Annotated in this window: 18 protein-coding genes; 13 read left to right on the plus strand and 5 right to left on the minus strand. The window is 72.3% G+C overall.

Annotation, left to right across the window (positions count from 1 at the left end):
- Positions 1-42: 42 nt before the first annotated feature.
- Positions 43-723: a M23 family metallopeptidase gene (locus MUY14_RS32830; RefSeq protein ID WP_247014930.1), complete on the plus strand. Its 681-nt coding sequence runs from the start codon at positions 43-45 to the stop codon at positions 721-723.
- 702 nt (positions 724-1,425) lie between these two features.
- On the opposite strand, the gene pcrA is transcribed toward MUY14_RS32830, so the two are convergent.
- Entirely contained in the window at positions 1,426-3,840 is a 2,415-nt protein-coding gene (pcrA, locus tag MUY14_RS32835; RefSeq protein ID WP_247014932.1) for a DNA helicase PcrA, read from the minus strand.
- Positions 3,841-4,173: 333 nt separating this feature from the next.
- Between pcrA and MUY14_RS32840 the strand changes: the two genes are divergently transcribed.
- From MUY14_RS32840 to MUY14_RS32870, 7 genes are all read left to right on the plus strand, one after another.
- The gene (locus MUY14_RS32840) at positions 4,174-4,599 is read left to right on the plus strand and encodes a DUF1707 domain-containing protein (protein WP_247014934.1); all 426 of its coding nucleotides are present in this window, start codon (positions 4,174-4,176) and stop codon (positions 4,597-4,599) included.
- Positions 4,600-4,761: 162 nt separating this feature from the next.
- Positions 4,762-5,058, plus strand: a complete 297-nt coding sequence (locus tag MUY14_RS32845) for a chorismate mutase (protein WP_247014936.1) — start codon at positions 4,762-4,764, stop codon at positions 5,056-5,058.
- A 64-nt stretch (positions 5,059-5,122) separates the two neighbouring features.
- Positions 5,123-5,440 (plus strand): hypothetical protein, encoded by a 318-nt coding sequence (locus MUY14_RS32850; protein ID WP_247014938.1) that lies wholly within the window; start codon positions 5,123-5,125, stop codon positions 5,438-5,440.
- 334 nt (positions 5,441-5,774) lie between these two features.
- Entirely contained in the window at positions 5,775-7,088 is a 1,314-nt protein-coding gene (locus MUY14_RS32855; protein ID WP_247014940.1) for a hypothetical protein, read from the plus strand.
- A gap of 259 nt (positions 7,089-7,347) precedes the next feature.
- A complete protein-coding gene (locus MUY14_RS32860) occupies positions 7,348-8,205 on the plus strand; it encodes a hypothetical protein (protein ID WP_247014942.1) in 858 nt (285 codons plus the stop codon).
- Positions 8,206-8,420: 215 nt separating this feature from the next.
- On the plus strand, positions 8,421-10,040 hold the full coding sequence (locus MUY14_RS32865; protein WP_247014944.1) for a serine/threonine-protein kinase: 1,620 nt from the start codon (positions 8,421-8,423) through the stop codon (positions 10,038-10,040).
- Between the two features lie 13 nt (positions 10,041-10,053).
- On the plus strand, positions 10,054-11,163 hold the full coding sequence (locus MUY14_RS32870) for a serine/threonine-protein kinase (RefSeq protein WP_247014946.1): 1,110 nt from the start codon (positions 10,054-10,056) through the stop codon (positions 11,161-11,163).
- Here MUY14_RS32870 and MUY14_RS32875 read toward each other — a convergent pair.
- Positions 11,160-12,062: a LysR family transcriptional regulator gene (locus MUY14_RS32875; RefSeq protein ID WP_247014948.1), complete on the minus strand. Its 903-nt coding sequence runs from the start codon at positions 12,060-12,062 to the stop codon at positions 11,160-11,162. The two genes, MUY14_RS32870 and MUY14_RS32875, sit on opposite strands and share 4 nt — an antisense overlap.
- A 102-nt stretch (positions 12,063-12,164) precedes the next feature.
- Between MUY14_RS32875 and MUY14_RS32880 the strand changes: the two genes are divergently transcribed.
- A complete protein-coding gene (locus MUY14_RS32880; RefSeq protein WP_247014950.1) occupies positions 12,165-13,067 on the plus strand; it encodes a DMT family transporter in 903 nt (300 codons plus the stop codon).
- On the opposite strand, the gene MUY14_RS32885 is transcribed toward MUY14_RS32880, so the two are convergent.
- Positions 13,064-13,744 (minus strand): response regulator transcription factor, encoded by a 681-nt coding sequence (locus MUY14_RS32885; protein ID WP_103353375.1) that lies wholly within the window; start codon positions 13,742-13,744, stop codon positions 13,064-13,066. The two genes, MUY14_RS32880 and MUY14_RS32885, sit on opposite strands and share 4 nt — an antisense overlap.
- Positions 13,745-13,751: 7 nt before the next feature.
- Positions 13,752-15,044, minus strand: coding sequence for an ATP-binding protein (locus MUY14_RS32890; RefSeq protein ID WP_247014952.1), 1,293 nt, complete (start codon positions 15,042-15,044; stop codon positions 13,752-13,754).
- 303 nt (positions 15,045-15,347) lie between these two features.
- Between MUY14_RS32890 and MUY14_RS32895 the strand changes: the two genes are divergently transcribed.
- Positions 15,348-16,628 carry a PspC domain-containing protein gene (locus MUY14_RS32895; protein WP_247014954.1) on the plus strand — a complete coding sequence of 427 codons (1,281 nt, stop codon included), beginning with the start codon at positions 15,348-15,350 and terminating at the stop codon, positions 16,626-16,628.
- Positions 16,621-16,863 carry a hypothetical protein gene (locus tag MUY14_RS32900; RefSeq protein WP_086856211.1) on the plus strand — a complete coding sequence of 81 codons (243 nt, stop codon included), beginning with the start codon at positions 16,621-16,623 and terminating at the stop codon, positions 16,861-16,863. The genes MUY14_RS32895 and MUY14_RS32900 overlap by 8 nt, the downstream gene beginning before the upstream one ends.
- Positions 16,864-16,933: 70 nt before the next feature.
- On the opposite strand, the gene guaA is transcribed toward MUY14_RS32900, so the two are convergent.
- Entirely contained in the window at positions 16,934-18,490 is a 1,557-nt protein-coding gene (guaA, locus tag MUY14_RS32905) for a glutamine-hydrolyzing GMP synthase (protein ID WP_247014956.1), read from the minus strand.
- A gap of 109 nt (positions 18,491-18,599) precedes the next feature.
- Between guaA and MUY14_RS32910 the strand changes: the two genes are divergently transcribed.
- Both MUY14_RS32910 and MUY14_RS32915 read left to right on the plus strand, forming a co-directional pair.
- Entirely contained in the window at positions 18,600-19,151 is a 552-nt protein-coding gene (locus tag MUY14_RS32910; RefSeq protein ID WP_247014959.1) for a DinB family protein, read from the plus strand.
- A 62-nt stretch (positions 19,152-19,213) separates the two neighbouring features.
- Positions 19,214-19,645 (plus strand): hypothetical protein, encoded by a 432-nt coding sequence (locus tag MUY14_RS32915; protein ID WP_247014961.1) that lies wholly within the window; start codon positions 19,214-19,216, stop codon positions 19,643-19,645.
- Positions 19,646-19,673: the final 28 nt, after the last annotated feature.

Raw genomic sequence — 19,673 nt, forward strand, 5'->3', positions numbered from 1 at the left:
CACCGCATCGCCCCGCCCTCCTCGGCCCTTCGCGGCCGTGTCGTGGTCGCCGCTGTTGCTGCCGGAGCGTTCGCTGCCGCAGCGGCAGGGCAGACCCTCAAGACCGTCACCGACTCCGACGCGGCCGTGACGCCGCTGGCCAACAGCCAGGACGCCAGCGCTTCGCTCACCGCGGGAGGTGCGGGCACCGGGGGCGCCCCGGAACTCCTGCCGACCGGCCACGCCGTCGACGCTTCCGCCGAGGCCGCCAAGATCGCGGACTCCGCCTCCATCACGCAGGCCCGTGAGCAGCGCGAAGCCGACGCCGCCCGCAAGGCCGCCGAAGAAGCCGCTCGCCCCAAGACCTGCCTGCCCGCGCACGGCACCTTCACCTCGGGCTTCGGTGCCCGGTGGGGCACGAGCCACCTCGGCATCGACATCGCCAACGCCATCGGCACCCCGATCTACGCCGCCTCCGACGGCACCGTGATCGAGGCCGGCCCGGCCAGCGGCTTCGGCCTCTGGGTCCGCGTCCAGCTCGACGACGGCACGATCCAGGTCTACGGCCACATGAACAGCTTCTCCGTCAAGGAGGGGCAGAAGGTCAAGTGCGGCCAGCAGATCGCCGAGATCGGCAACCGCGGTCAGAGCACCGGCCCGCACCTGCACTTCGAGGTGTGGCAGAACGGCACCAAGAAGATCGACCCCCGGCCGTGGCTGGCCGCGCGCGGCATCGTTCTCTGATCCGTTCCCACCCCGGCCGCCCCTCGAGGCGGCCATACCCCGGCCATCCCTCGGGAAAGCCGTACGCGCAGTGGTCCGGACCTCATCGGACGCGGAACCGGCCTCAGCACCGCCGGAACCCACCGGAACGTCCGGAACCACAGCGGGGCCGCGAAAAGCCCGCCACCGGCTTCTCAGCGCCCGCAACGCCTTAGCGGTACCCGCCCGGCAACCGGCGGAGGAAATACGCCACCGCGACCTGCCGCACCGAGCACAGCTCGGTCGGCCGTCGCACGGGCAGCCAGCCCCAGGGCACGACGCCCCGTGCGCCCCCCGCGGAGCGGACACGCGCGGCACTCCGGGCCCTGGTCGTCCAGCGGCGTCCCCGGCCGCAGGTGACGCAGTGCCCGTCCGCGCCGAGCTCGTGCTGCCTGAGCAGCGCTCGCCAGGCGGCGGCCAGCCGGCACGCCTCCGCTCCCGCACGCGAGGCGCTTCCTGAGGCCCCCGAAGGCTCCGGACCCCGATCCGAAACCGTCGTCCGCAGGACTCCTCGCAGGTATTTTTGTACCCCTTCGGCCAACAGGTGAAACAGCACCGCGTCCACACCACACTACCCCCTCCATCGAACCTTTGTTCGATTACGGGGTCAGTTGTACCGGGTGGGTACGACGATTCCGGCGGCGATCGCGGGGATCGCCGCCGGATTCACTCGTCCGGGTTGCGCTAGAGCTTCACCATCGGGACGCTGCCGATCAGCATCAGGCGGACCTTGCCCGCCGCGCCGAAGTCGATCGTCGCCGTCGCGCGGGGGCCGACGCCGTCGCAGGAGATGACCGTGCCCAGGCCGTACTTGTCGTGGCTGACCCGGTCGCCGACGTCCAGCTTCAGCGCCACCGTGTCCTTCCAGCCCTTGCCGAACGACGGCGTGCCCGACGAAGCCGACGGGGACGAAGTCCGCCTGCCGCCCCACGTCGTCGCCGCGCGCGGGGTGCCACGCGAGCCGCCGCCGAAGCCGAAACCGGGGCTGGACGGTTCCAGGCGCCGCCAGTCCACGAGGTCCGCCGGCAGCTCGTCGAGGAACCGCGAAGCCGGGTTCATCGACGGCTGGCCCCACGCCGAGCGCGTGATCGCGCGCGAGACGTACAGCCGCTTCCTCGCCCGCGTGATCGCGACGTACGCGAGCCGCCGTTCTTCGGCCAGCTCCGTCGGGTCGCCCAGCGCCCGCATGTGCGGGAAAACGCCGTCCTCCCAACCGGTGCAGAACACGACCGGGTACTCCAGGCCCTTCGCGGTGTGCACGGTCATCAGCGTGACCACGCCCGCGCCGCCGTCGCCTTCCTCGCCGCCGTCCGGCGAAGGCACCGAATCGGCGTCCGCCACCAGGGAAACGCGCTCCAGGAACGCGGGCAGCGAACCCGGCGCCGGCACCCCGGGCTCGACGACGAGCTCGGCGTTCTCGTCCGCGACGACCTCGGCGGTGATCTCGGTGAACTCGCGCGCGACCGTGACGAGCTCGTCGAGGTTCTCCACGCGCGTGTGGTCCTGCGGGTCTTCCGATTCCTCGAGTTCGATGCGGTAGCCGGTCTTCTCCAGCACGGCTTCGAGGACGTCGTGCACCTCGGCGCCCTGCTCGACCAGCAGCCCCAGTTCGTCGAGCAGGCCGACGAACCCGGTGATCGCCTTGACCGAGCGCGGGTTCAGCAGCGGCACCTTGCCTTCGACGGCGTCGCGCAACGCGGCCGCGAACGAGATCCGCTCGCGCTCGGCGTGCGTCGCCACGACGGCTTCGGCGCGGTCGCCGATGCCGCGCTTGGGCACGTTCAGCACGCGCCGCAGGCTGACCGTGTCCTCCGGGTTCGCCAGCACGCGCAGGTACGCGATCATGTCGCGGACTTCGCGCCGCTCGTAGAACCGCACGCCGCCGACGACCTTGTACGGCAGGCCGAGCCGGATGAAGATCTCTTCGAAGACGCGGGACTGGTTGTTGGTGCGGTAGAAGACGGCGACGTCGGAGTAGTCGGCCTCGCCCCGTTCCGCCAGCGCGTCGATTTCGCCCGCCACGAACGCGGCTTCGTCGTGGTCGTTGTCCGAGACGTAGCCGACGATCTTTTCGCCGTCGCCCGAATCCGTCCACAGCCGCTTCGCCCGGCGGTTCGGGTTGCGCTCGATGACGGCGTTGGCCGCGGACAGGATCGTCTGCGTGGAGCGGTAGTTCTGCTCCAGCAGGATGGTGTGCGCGTTCGGGAAGTCCCGCTCGAACTCTTCGATGTTGCGGATCGTCGCGCCGCGGAAGGCGTAGATCGACTGGTCCGCGTCACCGACCACGACCAGCTCGGCCGGCTCGACGCCCGCGTCGTTCGGCACGGTCCCGGCCAGCTCGCGGACCAGCGTGTACTGCGCGTGGTTCGTGTCCTGGTACTCGTCGACCAGCACGTGGCGGAACCGGCGCCGGTAGTACTCGGCGACGGCGGGGAACGCCTGCAGCAGCGAAACCGTGCGCATGATGAGGTCGTCGAAGTCGAAGGCGTTGGCCTGGTTGAGCCGCCGCTGGTACTCGGCGTAGACCTCGGCGACGCGGCGCTCGAGGTCGTTGCCCGCGTTCGCCGCCGCCGTCTCCGGGTCGGTGAGCTCGTTCTTCAGGTTCGAGATGTGGATGGCGAGCGTGCGCGCGGCGTACCGCTTCGGGTCGATGTCGAGGTCCCGCGCCACCAAGGTGATCAGCCGCTTGGTGTCGTCGGAGTCGTAGATCGAGAAGCTCGACGACATGTCGAGCGTTTTGGCTTCACGGCGCAGGATCCGCACGCACATCGAGTGGAACGTCGACACCCACATGGCGTTCGCGCGGCGCCCGACGAGCGCGGCGACGCGCTCGCGCATTTCGGCGGCGGCCTTGTTGGTGAACGTGATCGCCATGATTTCGCCCGGGTGCACGCGGCGTTGCCCGAGCAGGTAGGCGATCCGGCGGGTCAGCACCCTGGTCTTGCCCGATCCCGCGCCCGCCACCACCAGCAGCGGGCCACCGGCGTGGGTGACGGCTTCGCGCTGGGCGGGGTTGAGGTCGTCGAGCAGCTCGGCCTGCCCGCCGGCGGCGGGCTTGCGCGCAGGGGTCGCGGCGGGGAGATCGAAGAGGGTGTCCATCGTCCGTCCACGCTACCCCGGGCGGGCAGGAGGACGGCAGAGCGTGCCCGGCGCGGGGCCGCGGTGTCGGGGTTCGCGCGGGGGCGCGTGTGCGGGCGGACGCGTGTCCGCGCGCGAGGCGGCGTGCGCCGCTCGGTTGCGGGCGCGGGGCGAAAGGTGGCCGGGCTTGGAGTACCGAGGCGGTCGGGACGCGGGCTGGCGGCGGCCCGGCGAGGCGGGCGCCACGGGGTGCCCATCCGGCGCCGGAAACCCGGGTACCGCGCCGGGCGTAGCGGGGGAATGTCGCCTGCTGCCCGACGCGCCGACGCCGCGCCGCGCGGAGCATCGGTGGGCATGAACGCACCGAACCCCGCCCGCATCCGGGCCGCCGACGCCGATCGCGAGCGCGTCGCCAAGACCGTCCAGTCCGCCGGTTCCGAAGGCCGGCTCACCCTCGAAGAGGTCGAAGAGCGCCTCTCCGGCGTCTACGCCGCGCGGTTCACCGACGAACTGACCGCGCTCACCACCGACCTGCCGCGGCCCGCGCCGCCGCGGCCGGGGTTCCCGCTCACCCGGGACGCGTTGCGGCGGCACCCGGCGCTGCGCTTCCACCTCGCCGTCGTGGTCGCGCTTTCGGTGGTGGCGATCGTCCGGTGGGCGGTGCTCGGCGCCGGCTTCTTCTGGCCGGCCTTCCCGATGTTCTGGCTCACCGTCAGCCTCGTGGTGCACGCGGGCGCGCGGTCGTTCCGGGAGCGCGCCGGTGCCCCTGTGCCATACTGAGCGCATGCGGCACCACGCTGAGCGATTTTTTTACGGGACCCGGACTCCGGCTCCCGTGATCGCGTAGTGCCACTACCGCCATCACCGCCAGCCCCGGAGTCCACGGACCCGGGGCTGTCGCCGTCCCTGGGGCCGGGTCCGGGATTCGAGGAAGAGGTCCCGATGAACGCACAAGCGACGAACGCCGACGGCCAGCCCGCCGAGCACACCCCCGCGGGCGACGACATCTCGGCGCTGCGCGAGGAGATCGACTGGCTGGACAAGGAGATCCTGCGGCTGGTGAAACGCCGGGTCGAGGTGTCCAAGACGATCGGGGCCGCGCGGATGGCCGCCGGCGGCACGCGCATCGTCTACAACCGCGAGATGGACGTGCTCGCGCGCTACCGCGAACTCGGGCCGGACGGCCGCCAGCTCGCCATGGCGCTGCTGAACCTGGGCCGGGGCAGGCTCGGCCGGTAACGGTTGGCCGAATTCGGGGACTTCCCGGAGGCACCGGTGGCCCGGGCACAGGCAGACTGGGCACATGGACTCGCTCGTGAACCTCATCGCCGTCATCGTCGCGCTCGCCGGCGTGCTGGCCGCACTGGGCCATGTGGGTTATCTGGCGCTGCTGAACAGCGCGGCGGGCAAGCGCGGTGCCAGCGGGGCCCCGGTCGGGCAGTACGTCCGCAGCCGGTGGGCCGTCGCCGGCGGCACCACCGCGGCTTCGCTCTTCGCCTGGTTGCTCACGGCCGGGGGAACGACGCTCGACATCGTGGCGATCCTCATCGCCGCGGGTAGCGGTGCGGTGGCCACGAAGGCCCTGCAATCCACCCGGGACCGTTACCGCACCGGCGGCTGAATCCCCTGAACTGGCCTGATGGCGCAGCGTGAAACTTCATAGCGTCACCTTCGCCCGATCGGTCGCGCCCGACCGAGTGAAACCTCTGCAACTTGCAGGTTTGGGGGCGACTTTCGCCGCCGGATGCTTTTAGGGTTGGCGTCGTGAGGACCCTTGCGTCTGGGTCGGGCGATGCCCGGAAGACGCGCGGGGGCACCGGCCCCGCGCGTCCACTGTCGCATGCGCGTGCATCTGCGCAGGATTCCGAACGCGATTCCGCTCGTGAGGGTGCTCCGTTCGGGTCGTCCCGCCGCCGGATGGCGTCAGGACTCGTCGGCCGGGTGGTCGAGCCCACATGAGCAACGGCACGGAGTTCCACGGACGCGGCGCCGCTCCCGCGCACCCCGGACGGCACCGGCCCGGCGGCGCGGAAGACTGGACGCCGCCGCTGCCGCCGCACCGCCCGGTGCGCCACCGCGCGACCCCGGTCGACCCGCCGGTGTCCGGCTCGCTCCCCCTGTACCGCGCGGCGGCGCCGGACCCCGGCTCACGTCCCTTTCGGCGGCAAGGCGGACCGGGCACCCTGTCCGCCACGCAGCCGTCCGGCTCACTCCCGCTGCTCCCGCAGCCGGGGGGCGGTTCGCTCTCGGGCTCGCTCCCGCTGCCCCAGCCGCGAGACGGCGGGCCGCTGTTCCCCGCCGCGCACGGCAGCCTCCCGGTGGACACCGCCGCCGACGACCACGACGACTTCGAGCCCCCACCGGCCGAGTCCCGCGCCGACCAGGCCGCGCGCCGCACCCGCGTCTCGCTGGCCGCGCCGCCGCCGCGCGGCGTCGACCTGGACGAAGACGACGTCCGCATCTACAGCGCGCCCCCGATCGACGGGCTCGGCGGCTTCACCATCGGCTCGGTGCCCGCGTCCGTGACGCCGCCGAAGACGTGGCGCAAGGCCGCCTGGTTCGCCACCGGCGCGTCCGGCGCCGTCGTCGTCGGGCTGCTGTGCGCCGGGTCCTTCCTCGTCGGGAAACCGCCGGTGGACCAGGCCGTCCAAGGGTCGTGGCCCGGTTACCAGGGCGTGCCGACGGTCGTCGACCCGACGGGCGGGGACCAGCCGCCTTCCGAGGGCGGTTCCGCGCCCGGGCCGGAGAGCTCGCCCCGGCCGGACAACGACAACGCCGGCGAGAAGAAGACCAGTGGCGGCAGCGGCCCGGGGCCGGTCGACGACTCGGCCTCCGCGCCGGGCAGCACCACCTCCGCCGGCCCCTCGGGGACGACGTCCGGCACGACCACGCCGACCAGCGCGCCGCAGAAGCCGCCGGTCACGCCCGCCCAGCGCGAGAACCCGGTCAAGCCGCCGTGGTGGTACTCCTTCCCGCCGGACGCCCAGACGATGGGCGACAACTCGGAGAAGTTCTTCAACACGGTCACCACCGACCCCGCATCGGCGTCGTCGGTGACCACCGGCGACCTGCACGACCAGGGGCCGCACGCGCTCGCGGAGCGGTACGCCGGCATCGCCTACTTCGAGGTCAAGAAGGTCAGCATCGACCAGCAACGCGGCGTCACCGTCAACACCGTCGAGGTCACCCACACAGACGGGACCAAGACGATCGAGGAGCGCACCTTGACGTTCGGCGACGGCGACAAGATCGCGGCTGACGGCCAGTAACCGTACGTGCACGTGCGGTTCGCCCGTTCTGATGCACGTGCGGATCGCCGAACGGTTATGCCTGGTCCGGGTGGGTGACATAAGCTGCCGCTCGTCGTATCGCGACGGCATTCCGGCGACAGAGCCTGGTGGTCGCCGTCCGCACAGGGTTACCTGACGACAGCGGATCCGGAACCGGCCACGAGTCGGCCGACCGGACCAACGGACGCTCAGCTGAACGGCCGAGCGACCGTCCCCGGAACCCAGAGCGAGGACTTTCGTGCTTGATCGGCAGCGCACACGGCGGGAAACACCCCACGCCGTCCGCGTCGAGGACGTCATCCCGGCCGAGATTCTCGACGGCGTCGGCGACGCCGACCGCGACTATCTCGAGCAGGTCTTCCGCGACCCGCAGAAGTTCCTGCCGCCGCGGCCCGAGCCGGTGCGCGAACCGGAGCAGGCCGTGGACGACGGTGAGCCCGAAAGCCGGTTCGCCCGCCGCGCCAAGCTGACCGGCCTCGTCGCCGCGGGCGCGCTCGTCGCCGGCGCGGTGATCGCCGCGCCGATGCTGACCGGTTCGCACCGCGCGGTGTCCGCCGGCGGCCAGTCCACCCCCGCCGGCTTCAGCGGCGCCGCTGAGCTCGGCGGCCTCGCCGTGCCGCAGCACCAGGCCGGTGGCGGCACCCCGGCGCGGCCCGGGCAGTCGACGGAGAGTTCGCCCGCCGACGGCGGCACGACTGCCACCAAGACGACCGAGGACGCGCGGCAGGAAACGACGCCGAGCACCGCCGAGCCGGTTCCGGACAAGGCGGCCGACGCGCGCAGCGCGAGCCGGAAGATCCAGGCGGTCAAGGACTTCTACGCCGCCATCGCGCGGGACTCGAGGGGCGCGCTCGCCCTGCTGAGCCCGGACCTGGCGGGCGGCGCGGCGGGCGAGCTCGTCCGCACCTGGAGCTCGATGGACGCCATCGACGTGCAGGAAGCCGACACGCAGATCAAGCCGGACGGCTCGATCCTCGCGGTCGCCACGCTGCACCGGCCGGACGGCGCGCTGGTGCGCGTCACCCAGCTGTTCCGGGTCGCCGACACCGGCGGGCTGATCACCGAGGCCGAGCTCGTTTCGGCCCAGTACATGTAGCCCTCGGCGATCATCCCTTCACCCCTGGTTCAAGTGCCCGTGCCGGATTCGTGTGCGCAGAGTGAGCGCCTAGCCTTGTCACGGGCCGGTCTCGGAAAAGCCGGCACAGAGCCCACGACATGTGCATACGCTCCAGCGACGCGGCGTGTTCGCGGCCGCGTCACCAGGCACCTATCCTCACGCCCTGGTGAAGTCGGAGCCCAAAGGGAGGTCGCGTGAGCGACGAGGGTCGTCTGGTCGCCGATCGATACCGCATCGTCGGCCGGATCGGCACGGGCGCGATGGGGGCCGTCTGGCAGGCGCACGACGAGGTCCTGGGCCGCACGGTGGCGATCAAGCAGCTCCTGCTCCAGCCGCACCTGGACGAGCACGACAAGGAAGACGCCCGGCAGCGCACCATGCGCGAGGGCCGGATCGCGGCGCGGCTGCACCACCCGAACGCCATCTCCGTCTTCGACGTCGTCACCGACGACAACGGCCAGCCCTGCCTGATCATGGAGTACCTCAACTCCACCAGCCTGGCCGCCGTGCTGCAGGAACGCCGCACGCTGCCGCCGACCGAGGTGGCGCGCATCGGCGCCCAGGTCGCCGCGGCGCTGCGCGAGGCGCACGCGGTCGGCATCGTCCACCGCGACATCAAGCCGGGCAACATCCTGCTCGCCGGCAACGGCACCGTGAAGATCACCGACTTCGGCATCTCCCGCGCCAAGGACGACGTCACGGTCACCAAGACCGGGATGATCGCCGGCACGCCCGCCTACCTGGCCCCCGAGGTCGCCATCGGCGGCGACCCCGGCCCGGAGTCCGACGTCTTCTCGCTCGGCTCCACGCTGTACGCCGCGTGCGAGGGCCAGCCGCCGTTCGGGCTGTCCGAGAACACGCTGAGCCTGCTGCACGCGGTCGCGGCCGGGCAGATCAACCCGCCGCGCCAGTCCGGGCCGCTGGCCAGCGTGCTGGCCGTGCTGCTGCACCCGGACGTCGAGCACCGGCCGACCGCCGAGGAGTGCGAGGAGCTGCTCGCGGCCGTCGCGCGCGGTGAGACGCCACTCGGCGGCCCGGCGGAGGAGACCATGCTGGCGCCGGCCGCCGGCGTCCTCGGCGGGGCCGCGCTCGCCGACCCGAACGCGACCCAGATGTTCGACGAGATCCCCGCCGGGCACTCGGGCAGCCTGCTCGACGGGCAGGCGCCGACGCAGGCCGTCCCGTACTACGACGAGGACGACTACCCGGAGGGCACCGGCTACCCGGAAGACGACTACGACGGGTACGACCCCTACCCCGAGGACAACCGCCACGGAGGCGTGCCGCCCGGGCTGGCCGCGACCCGCGCGGTGCCGGTGCCGCCGCACGGCCAGGACGCGTACGCGGACGACTACGACGATTACGACGACGAGCCGGCCCCGCCGCCCCCGCCGCGGCCCCGCCCGCAGCAGCGGCCCGAAGACGACGACGAGAAGCCCGGCGCGTGGAAGCGCCCGGCGATCATCGGCGGCGTCGTGGTCGTGGGCCTGGTCGCCCTCGTCGTCTGGCTGCTGAGCCCGAACAACCCGGAGGCCCCGGCCGCGCCGGTGTCGAGCAGCAAGCCGAAGCCCGCCGCGACGTCGGAGTCGCTGCCGTCGACGACGGACCTGCCGACCAGCACGGTCGACCTGCCGTCGAGCACGGAGGAAGCGACGTCGTCGTCGAAGAAGACGACGTCGCGGGCCACCGAGACGGAGAGGCCGACGACGCCGAAGACGACGCCGAAGTCGACTCCGCCGGAGACAACCACACCCACCACGCCGCCTGACACGACAACGCCGGCCGGGTCGACCACACCAGCCGCCGGCGGATGACCGAGGATCCGACTTGAGTTCTGAAGGCACCATCGTCGGCGGCCGGTTCCGGCTGGACCAGCCGATCGGCCGCGGCCGCGCGGGCATCGTGTGGCTGGCGTTCGACACGCGGCTGTTCCGCACCGTCGCGATGAAGCGGATGTACCTGCCCGTCGGCGGCGGTGACCGCGCCGAGCAGGCGCGCGCGGCCGCCATGCAGGAGGGCAAGGACGCGGCCCGGATCGAGCACCCGAGCGCGATCAAGGTGTTCGACGTGCTGCCGGAGGGCCAGGACGTCTGGCTCGTGATGGAGTACATCCCCTCGCGCAGCATGGCGACGTTCCTCGCCGAGCACGGCAGGCTCACCTCGGACCAGGCGGCGGCGCTGGGCATCCAGCTCGGGAACGCGCTGGCCGCGATCCACACCGCCGGGTTCGTGCACCGCACGCTCGAGCCGGGCACGGTCCTGCTGGCCGACGACGGCGGCGTGAAGCTCACCGACATCGGCATCAGCGGCGGCGGGCCCCACGCGGCGTACGTGGCGCCGGAGGTCGTGCGCGGGCTGCCGCCGACGCCGGCCGCGGACGTCTTCTCGCTCGGCGCGACGCTCTACACCGCGGTGGAGGGCGTGCCGCCGTTCGGCGACGACGGCCAGTCGTCCGAGCGCCCGCCGCAGAACGCGGGCGTGCTCACCGAGGCGCTGCGCAAAATGCTGCGCCCGGACCCGAAGACGCGCCCGACGATGGCGGACACCGTCCGCTCGCTGAAGGCGATCACCGAAGGCCGCGAGACGGCGTTCATCCCGCCGACCGCGCCCGGGATGCCGCCGCCCCCGCCCCCGCCGGCCCCGCCGTTCAACCCGGGGCTGGTGCCCGCGGCGCCGCCGATGCCGCCGTCGGGCCCGCAGTTCCAGCAGCAGATCCCGGTCCCCCCGCCGCCCCCCGGCTTCTCCGCGGCGGAGGAAACCCAGCGGATGCAGCCGGTTCCGCCGCCGGCGGCGCAGTACGCGCCGGCACCCGCCGCGCCGGCCCGGCCCGCCGAGGCTTGGAACCTGCCGGTGTCGAAGAAGACGCTGGTCACCGTGGCCGCGATCCTCGCGGCCGTGCTGGTCGGCATCCTCGTTTCGGAGCTGTTCTTCGTCTAGGCCACCTTGGCGGTCGCCGCACGCATGGCATCCAGCAGCGTGCGGACGGCCGGGTGGCCCGCCGCGCGCGACGCGACGGCGGCGTGGATCGCGCGGACCGGCTCCGGGTTGCGGATCCGGCGGACGACGACGCCGGGGTGCAGCGCCCCGAGGCCGAGTTCCGGGATCAGGCCGACGCCGATGCCGGCAGCGACGAACCCCTGCGCCGTCTGGTAGTCCTCGGACTCGACGACGACGTTCGGCGCGAACCCGGCGGACGCGCAGGCGCTGTCCAGGATGTCGCGGCAGATGCCGGGCAGGCCGTCGACGCCGACCCACGGCTCTTCGGCGAACTCCGTCAGGTCCAGCACGCGCTTGCGGGCCAGCGGGTGCGCCTTCGGCAGCACGGCGCGGTACGGGTCGTCGAGCAGGTGCATCAGCTCGACCCCCTTGCCCGGCGGGGTCTTGCGCGGGAAGACGGTGATCGCGACGTCGGCCTTGCCCGCCTCGACGTCCGTCATCGGGTCGTCGGGTTCGACGAGCTTGAGGTCGAGGTGCACGCCGGGGTGTTCGCGGCGGACCGCGGCGATCGCGGGCGGCACCAGCGACGCGCCCGCCGTGGCGAAGTAGCGGATCGAGACGCGGCCGGTGCGGCCCTCCTTGAGCTCGGCCAGCGCCGCCTCGGCCCGGGCGAGCTCGGTGCTCAGGGTCTCGGCGTGCTGGGACAGCAGCGCGCCCGCCGGCGTCGGCCGGACACCGCGGCCGACGCGTTCGAGGAGTTCGGTGCCGGCTTCGCGTTCCAGCGCGGACAGCTGCTGGCTGATCGCGGACGGCGTGTAGCCCAGGTTGCGGGCCGCGGCGGTGATCGACCCGCTGGTGATCACGGCGCGGAGGACCTGCATGCGGCGGACGTCGAGCATGGCCCGATCGTACAGCTGAGCTTAAGTGTTCCTGCAGTTAATTTCGCTTGTCCTTACGTCTGGTTGGCGTGAAGCTGACGTCGGATCATGAAGGAGGACCGGGTGGGCGAGACGAAGACCCTGCTGCGGATCGGCGCGCTGGCGTTGATGTGGGGCTCGAGCTTCTTCTGGATCAAGCTGGGGCTGGGGATGTTCTCGCCGGTCCAGCTGGTGCTGGCGCGGCTCGTGCTGGGTGCGGCGATGCTGCTGGTGCTGTGCCGGCTGCAGCGGGCGAAGCTGCCGCGCGACCGCCGGATGTGGGGGCACCTGGCCGTCGCGGCGTTCTTCCACAACGCGCTGCCGTTCCTGCTGTTCGCCATCGGCGAGACGACGGTCGATTCGGGGATCACCGGCGTGCTGAACTCGACGACGCCGCTGTGGGTGCTGCTGGCGGCGCCGCTGATGGGGACGTCGTCGCGGATGAGCGGCGCGCGGCTGGCGGGGCTGCTGATCGGGCTGGGCGGGATCCTGCTGATCTTCGCGCCGTGGCAGGCGTCGGGCCTGCTGAGCTGGGGCGCGCTGGCGTGCCTCGCGGCGGCGGCCAGCTACGGCTTCGCGTTCGTCTACGAGGGCAAGTACCTGTCGGACTCGTCGCTGTCGCCGTACGCGACTTCGGCGGGCCAGATGCTGCTGGCCAGCGGGATGCTGGTGCTCGCGCTGCCGGCGGGCGGGTTCACGCCGGTGCACGTGTCGACCGGGCCGCTGCTCGCGATCCTGGTGCTGGGGATCGGGTCGACGGGCTTCGCGTTCGCGCTCAACTACCAGCTGCTGGCGAGCGAGGGCGCGGTCGCGGCGTCGGTGGTGGGTTACCTGCTGCCGATCGTGTCGGTGCTGCTCGGCGCGCTGTTCCTGGGCGAGCAGCTGCACCTGCGGGTGATCGCGGGCATGGTGGTCGTGCTCGGCGGGGTCGCGTTGACGCGGCTCCCGAAGCGGGCGCCGGTGGAGCCGGTGCTGGAACGGGTCTAGACGAGGCGGCGGTCGGAGGCCCAGCGGGAGAGCTCGTAGCGGTTCGAAAGCTGGGTCTTCCGCAGCACGCTCGAGACGTGCGTCTCGACCGTCTTCACCGAGATGAACAGCTCCGACGCGATTTCCTTGTACGCGTAGCCGCGGGCCAGCAGGCGCAGGACGTCGCGCTCGCGGGGGGTCAGCAGGTCGAGCTCGGGGTCGTTGATCGGGGCCGAACCCGGGCGGTCGGCGAACGCGTCCAGGACGAAGCCGGCCAGGCGCGGGGAGAACACCGCGTCGCCGTCGGAGACGCGGACCACCGCGCGGACCAGTTCCTTCGACGAGATCGTCTTCGTCACGTAGCCGCGGGCGCCGGCGCGGATGACCGCGATGACGTCCTCGGCGGCGTCCGAGACCGAAAGCGCCAGGAAGACGACGTCCGGCAGCTCCGGGCGGACGCGGCGCAGCACTTCGGCGCCACCGCCGTCGGGCATGTGGACGTCGAGCAGCACGACCTGCGGCTTCGTCCGCGCGATGCCGGCGACCGCCTCCGCGACCGACCCGGCTTCACCGACGACGCGGACCTCGTCGGTGATCGAGTCGAGCTCGGTGCGCACCCCCGCGCGGAACAGGGCGTGGTCGTCGACGAGGAACACCTTGACCGGTTCACGCTGGCTGTCCGTCACGTCGTCGAGCATAGCCGCCTCACGCCGCTCCCTTGCCCGCTTTCACCGGCATGGCGAGCTGCACCTCGGTGCCCTCGCCCGGCGCGGTCCGGACCTTGCAGGTGCCGCCGTGCCGCGTCATCCGGCCGCGGATGGAGTCGGCGAGGCCGTGGCGGTCGTCCGGGACGAGGTCGGGGTCGAAGCCCTTGCCGCGGTCGCGGACGAACACCGTGACCGCGGTCGGCTCGACCTCGGCGTAGACGCTGACCTCGTCGACCCCGGCGTGCTTGGCGGCGTTGACGATGGCCTCGCGGGCGGCCTGGACGAGCGCGACCAGCGCCTCGTCGAGTTCGGCGTCGCCGACGACGACCTGGCCGACGGAGATGGCGAAGGTGTCCTCGACCTCGCCGCACGCCGTGGCGAGCGCTTCGGACAGCTGGCCGGTCGCTTCCTCCGCGTTCTCGACCGGCTTGCCGTAGCCGTTGGGGCCGTAGAGCCAGCCGCGCAGTTCGCGTTCCTGGCTGCGGGCCAGCCGCGCGACCTCGCGGGGCTGCTCGCTCTGCTTCTGGATGAGGGCGAGGGTCTGCAGCACGGAGTCGTGCAGGTGGGCGGCAATCTCGGCGCGCTCGTCGGTGCGGATGCGGGCCTTGCGCTCGTCGGAGAGGTCGCGGACCAGCCGCAGCCAGAACGGCACGGTCAGCACGGCGACGCCGATCAACGTCGCGAGGACGGCGATCAGCGCGAACTGGACCTGGTCGAGCGTGCCGCTGCGCAGCACGACGACGGTGATGCCGGTGATCACGAGCGCGACGCCGGCGACGATCCGGATGGCGGCCGACCAGCCGCCCCCGCCGAGGAAGGCGCCCGCGAAGCCGTCCTTCGCCCCGACCCGCCAGCGGCGGCGCTGCGACTCGTCGGCCTCCCGCCAGACGACCGCGAGACCGATCATGGCCACGGCGAGCGGCACGGCCACCCAGCCGCTGATGAACCCGGTGAGCGTCCCGCTGGCGACGGCGAGGCCGACCCCCAGCGCGATCAGGCCGAACGCCTGCTGCCGTTCCTTGGGCGCCGGTGCTTCCGCGGCTTCCTGAGCCTGCTGCTGCACGAACACCCAGAGCAGCCCGTAGGCGAGCAACCCGGCCCCGTTGAGCGCGGCGAGCAGCGCGAACGCCGTCCGCACCCAGAGCACCGGCACCCCGAGGTGATCGGCGAGCCCACCGGCGACCCCCGCGATCGCCCGCCCGGACCGCCGCCGGAACATCTTGGGCCTGTCCGAGACGACGACCGCCTGGTCGGTGGGCACGAGGTCGAGGGAGTCCTGCACGTGCTCCATGGTCACACGCAGGGGCGTGGGGTTGCATCGGGGAAACCCCTGATCCATTGCGTGGCCCTTCGTGAACGTCGAAGTCGTGACGACAGCGGCGGCGCGGGCGCCGTGCACGGAGTAGCAGGTACCGCCGAAGCGTCCGTGGGGTACGCAGGCACGCCTACCGCGCTTAACGGGCCTGTTTTCGCCGCCACAGCACGATCCCCCGGATCGTCGCGCCGGGGAGCCGGCCGTTGCGCGACCCTCTCCGGGAAACCTCAGGGACCATCCCGGATGTCCCGCCGCGGCCCGTGCCGCATGCTCTTCGGTATGAGTGGTGCGAGTGAAAGCCGGTCGTCGAAGCCGGGGGTGCTGAACGGCTTCGAGGAGACCGTCAAGGACTTCTGGGTCAGCCGGCCGCGGCGGCCGCAGGCGGGGCGGAAGGTCGCCGGGGTGGCGGCCGGGATCGGGTACCGGTACGGGGTGGATCCCGTCGTCGTGCGGATCGCGCTGGTGGTCGCGACTGTCTTCGGGGGCTTCGGGCTGACCTTCTACCTGCTGGCGTGGCTGTTCCTGCCCGGCGAAAACGACGAGGTGTCCGGCTTCGAAGGCCTCATCGGTCGGGGCCGGTCGTCGGTGTCGCCCGCCTTCGCCGTCGTGCTGGCCGTGCTCACCGTCGTCAGTGCCGGCGGGATGTTCAGCTCCACCTGGTTCGACGGGGGCGGCCTGATCGGCTTCGCGCTCATCTCCACCGCTCTCTACCTGCTGCACCGCAGCCGCGGGCACCTGAACCGGCCGGCGCCGGTCGTGACCGGGGCGCGGACCGAGGCCTTCACCGGGAACGGAGCCTTCACCATGACCGACACCGCCGAGGCGCCGTCGCCGTCGCGGGGGTTCGACCCCCTCGCCGCCGACCCGGCCGGCTGGGACCTGCCCGACGCGGCGCCCGAGCCGCCGCGGCCGACGCCGCCGCCGTCCTACCGGGCCCCTGAGCGGCGGCCGCACTCCAAGGTGGGTTCGGTGACCTTCGCGGTCGCCGTGCTGACCGCCGGCGCCGGCGTGCTGCTGAACCTCAACGGCGCGGACTGGTTTTCCGCGCAGCACATCATCGGGCTCGTGCTCGGCGTGGTCGGCATCGGCCTGGTCGCCGGTGCCTTCGCCCGCGGCGGGGGCGGCCTGATCGGGCTCGCGGTGCCGCTGGCGATCGTCGGGATGGTCCTGACGACGGCGCCGTTCGAAAACCTCGACTTCCGCGGCGGCGTCGGCGACATCACCGAGACCCCGCGCACGGTGGCCGACGTCCGGCCGCTCTACCAGCACGCGGCCGGCGACATCGACATCGACCTGACCCAGCTGCCCCTCGGCGACCCGTACTCGACGACGATCACCAACGGCGCCGGCGACACCAAGGTCATCGTGCCGAAGGACGCCGACGTCACCTACGAGTGCCACACCGGCGCCGGCTCGGCGGACTGCTTCGACCACTCGACCGACGGCATCAGCCAGGGCGCGCTCAAGGGCACGGACAACGGCTCCGACGGCGTCGGCGGCCAGAAGATCACCCTGAAGGTGGACAACAGCGTGGGCAGCGTGGAGGTGCGACGTGGCTGAGCAGAACCCCTACGTCTACGACGAACCGGCGGACACCCAGCCCGCCAAGCGCGGCGGCGTGAACGTCTTCACCCTGATCGTCGGCATCGCGACGCTGCTGGTCTCGGCCTACGTCCTCTCGGACGGCGCGAGCTGGCTGCCCTCGTTCGACTTCCGCTGGGTGATCGCCGGCGGCGCGGTGTTCGTGGGGCTGCTGCTCCTCGGCGCTTCCTTCGGCGGCAAACGCCGACGCTGATTCAGGAACACCACTCACTCTCGAGGCCCCGGATCCCACGCCGGGGCCTCGAGTCCTGTCTACAGTGGACTCATTCCCACTCGATGGTGCCCGGCGGCTTGGACGTCACGTCCAGTACCACCCGGTTGACCTCCGCCACCTCGTTGGTGATGCGCGTGGAGATCCGCTCCAGGACGTCGTAGGGCAGGCGTGTCCAGTCCGCGGTCATCGCGTCCTCGGACGACACCGGCCGCAGCACCACCGGGTGCCCGTAGGTCCGGCCGTCGCCCTGGACGCCGACGCTGCGGACGTCCGCGAGCAGCACCACCGGGCACTGCCAGATGCTGCGGTCCAGCCCGGCCGCCGTCAGCTCCTCGCGCGCGATCAGGTCGGCCGCGCGCAGGGTGTCCAGGCGCTCCTGGTCGACCGCGCCGATGATGCGGATGCCCAGGCCGGGGCCGGGGAACGGCTGGCGCTGGACGATCGTCTCGGGCAGGCCCAGCTCCGTGCCGACCTTGCGGACCTCGTCCTTGAACAGCAGCCGCAGCGGCTCGACCAGCTCGAACTCGAGGTCGTCCGGCAGGCCGCCGACGTTGTGGTGGCTCTTGATGTTGGCCGCGCCCTCGCCGCCGCCGGACTCGACGACGTCCGGGTAGAGCGTGCCCTGGACCAGGAACTTGTAGTCGCCCTGGGCCTTGAGGTCGCGTTCGGCCTGCTCGAAGACGCGGATGAACTCGCGGCCGATGATCTTGCGCTTCTGCTCCGGGTCGGTGACGCCGGCGAGCGCGCCGAGGAAGCGCTCGCGCGCGTCCACGGTCACCAGGTTGACCCCGGTGGCGGAGACGAAGTCCTGCTCGACCTGGGTGCGCTCGCCCGCCCGCAGCAGGCCGTGGTCGACGAACACGCACGTGAGCCGGTCGCCGATGGCGCGCTGGACCAGCGCGGCCGCGACCGCGGAGTCGACGCCGCCGGAGAGGCCGCAGATCGCCCGGCCGTCGCCGATCTGGTCGCTGATCCGCTGGACCTGGTCCTCGACGATCGACGACGTCGTCCACTGCGGCTCGATGCCGGCGATGTCGCGCAGGAACCGGCGCAACACCTCCTGGCCGTGCGGCGAGTGCGCGACCTCCGGGTGGTACTGGACGCCCGCGAAGCGACGCTTGACGTCCTCGAAGCCGGCGACCTCGGCACCGTCGGAGGAGGCCGTGACGACCGAGCCCTCGGGGGCCTTCGTGACGCTGTCGTTGTGGCTCATCCACGCGGGCTGGTGCGCGGGCAGGCCGGCGTGCAGGACGCCGCCGTCGCCGGTCACGCGGACCTCGGTGCGGCCGAACTCGCGGACGCCGGTCGGCTCGACGACGCCGCCGAGCGCGCTGGCGAGCAGCTGGTGGCCGTAGCAGATGCCGAAGATCGGGACGCCCGCTTCGGTGAGCTTCGGGTCCATGCCCGGGGCGCCTTCGGCGTACACGCTCGAGGGGCCGCCGGAAAGGATGATGGCCGCGGGGTTCTTCGCGAGGATCTCTTCGGTGGACGCGCTGTGCGGCACGACCTCCGAGTAGATCTGCGCCTCGCGGACGCGCCGGGCGATCAGCTGCGCGTACTGCGCCCCGAAGTCCACGACGAGAACCGGACCGGTGGGGTTGGGCACCTGACGACCTCCTGGCGAGAAGCGGGAATCGAGGTCCATCGTCCCAGGTGGGCTGGGTCACCCGGGATTCAGGGCCGCCCCTGTCCGCGATCGGGCCTACGGTCCGCGTATGGCTGTGAACTGGACCAAGGAACTGACCGACCAGCTCGACTTCCACTGGAACGTGCACACGCGCCCGAAGCTCGAGGGGCTCACCGACGAGGAGTACCTCTGGGAGCCGGTCGCGGGCTGCTGGACCGTGCGGCCGCGCAAGTCGGACGACGAGCCCGGCACCGGCCCGTTCACCATCGACTTCGCCTTCCCCGAACCGGCTCCGCCGCCGGTCACGACGATCGCGTGGCGGCTCAACCACGTCCTGGTCGGCGTCCTGGGCATGCGGACGGCGTCGCACTTCGGCGGCCCGGCGATGACCTACGACGGCTACCCGTACCCCGGGACGGCCGCGGAAGCGATGGCGGCGCTGGACGAGTGCTATGCCCGGTGGGTCGAAGGGGTGAAGTCACTCGACGAGGGGGCCCTGGCGCGCCCGTGCGGACCGGCCGAAGGGCCGTACGCCCAGTACCCGATGGCGACGCTGGTGCTGCACATCCACCGCGAAATGATCCACCACTGCGCCGAAGTCCTCCTGCTGCGCGACCTGTACCGCAGCCGTGAGCTGTAACGGGGAGTCACCGTCGGCCCGATTCACGGGTATCGAGAACGGCTTCCGAGGGGGACCTGCGCATGCTCTACCGACTCCGCCCGAAAGGCGCGCTGACCTGGTGTGACGTGCCCGGCTACGTGGTCTGCCGCGCCGACGACCAGCCCCCGCCCGACTGGGAGCGGCTGTCGTGGGTGCCCGCGGAGACGCGCGAGTTCAGCGCCGACCTCCTGCGGATCGCCGTCCGGTACGGCGCGCGCTCGGGCAGCGGGATCATCCTCGACGCCCGGCACACCGAGGACCTGGGCCGGGCGGACGAGCTGCGCTGCGACCGGATCGCCGCCGCGCTGGCCCGGGCGGACCGGTGCGAGAGCGCGGACGAGGACCTGGAGTGGACCCGCGCCGAGGCCGCGGCCCGCCAGGCCGAAGCGGACCTCGCCGAGCTCCTGGCGGTGCCGCCGCAGCCGCACCTGGTCGCGCACTGGTGCCGGCTCGGCGGCCACTACCCCGACTGACGGACCGCCTCGTGGGTGTTCAGAAGGG

The organism is Amycolatopsis sp. FBCC-B4732, from assembly GCF_023008405.1.
GTDB classification, from domain to species: Bacteria; Actinomycetota; Actinomycetes; order Mycobacteriales; family Pseudonocardiaceae; genus Amycolatopsis; species Amycolatopsis pretoriensis_A.

Excerpts from the sequence above, each read along its gene's own strand:
- pcrA (WP_247014932.1), bottom strand. The coding sequence starts at position 3,840 with ATGGACACCCTCTTCGATCTCCCCGCCGCGACCCCTGCGCGCAAGCCC.
- MUY14_RS32840 (WP_247014934.1), top strand. The coding sequence starts at position 4,174 with ATGAACGCACCGAACCCCGCCCGCATCCGGGCCGCCGACGCCGATCGC.
- MUY14_RS32845 (WP_247014936.1), top strand. The coding sequence starts at position 4,762 with ATGAACGCACAAGCGACGAACGCCGACGGCCAGCCCGCCGAGCACACC.
- MUY14_RS32850 (WP_247014938.1), top strand. The coding sequence starts at position 5,123 with ATGGACTCGCTCGTGAACCTCATCGCCGTCATCGTCGCGCTCGCCGGC.
- MUY14_RS32855 (WP_247014940.1), top strand. The coding sequence starts at position 5,775 with ATGAGCAACGGCACGGAGTTCCACGGACGCGGCGCCGCTCCCGCGCAC.
- MUY14_RS32875 (WP_247014948.1), bottom strand. The coding sequence starts at position 12,062 with ATGCTCGACGTCCGCCGCATGCAGGTCCTCCGCGCCGTGATCACCAGC.
- MUY14_RS32885 (WP_103353375.1), bottom strand. The coding sequence starts at position 13,744 with ATGCTCGACGACGTGACGGACAGCCAGCGTGAACCGGTCAAGGTGTTC.
- MUY14_RS32890 (WP_247014952.1), bottom strand. The coding sequence starts at position 15,044 with ATGGAGCACGTGCAGGACTCCCTCGACCTCGTGCCCACCGACCAGGCG.
- MUY14_RS32895 (WP_247014954.1), top strand. The coding sequence starts at position 15,348 with ATGAGTGGTGCGAGTGAAAGCCGGTCGTCGAAGCCGGGGGTGCTGAAC.
- MUY14_RS32910 (WP_247014959.1), top strand. The coding sequence starts at position 18,600 with ATGGCTGTGAACTGGACCAAGGAACTGACCGACCAGCTCGACTTCCAC.
- MUY14_RS32915 (WP_247014961.1), top strand. The coding sequence starts at position 19,214 with ATGCTCTACCGACTCCGCCCGAAAGGCGCGCTGACCTGGTGTGACGTG.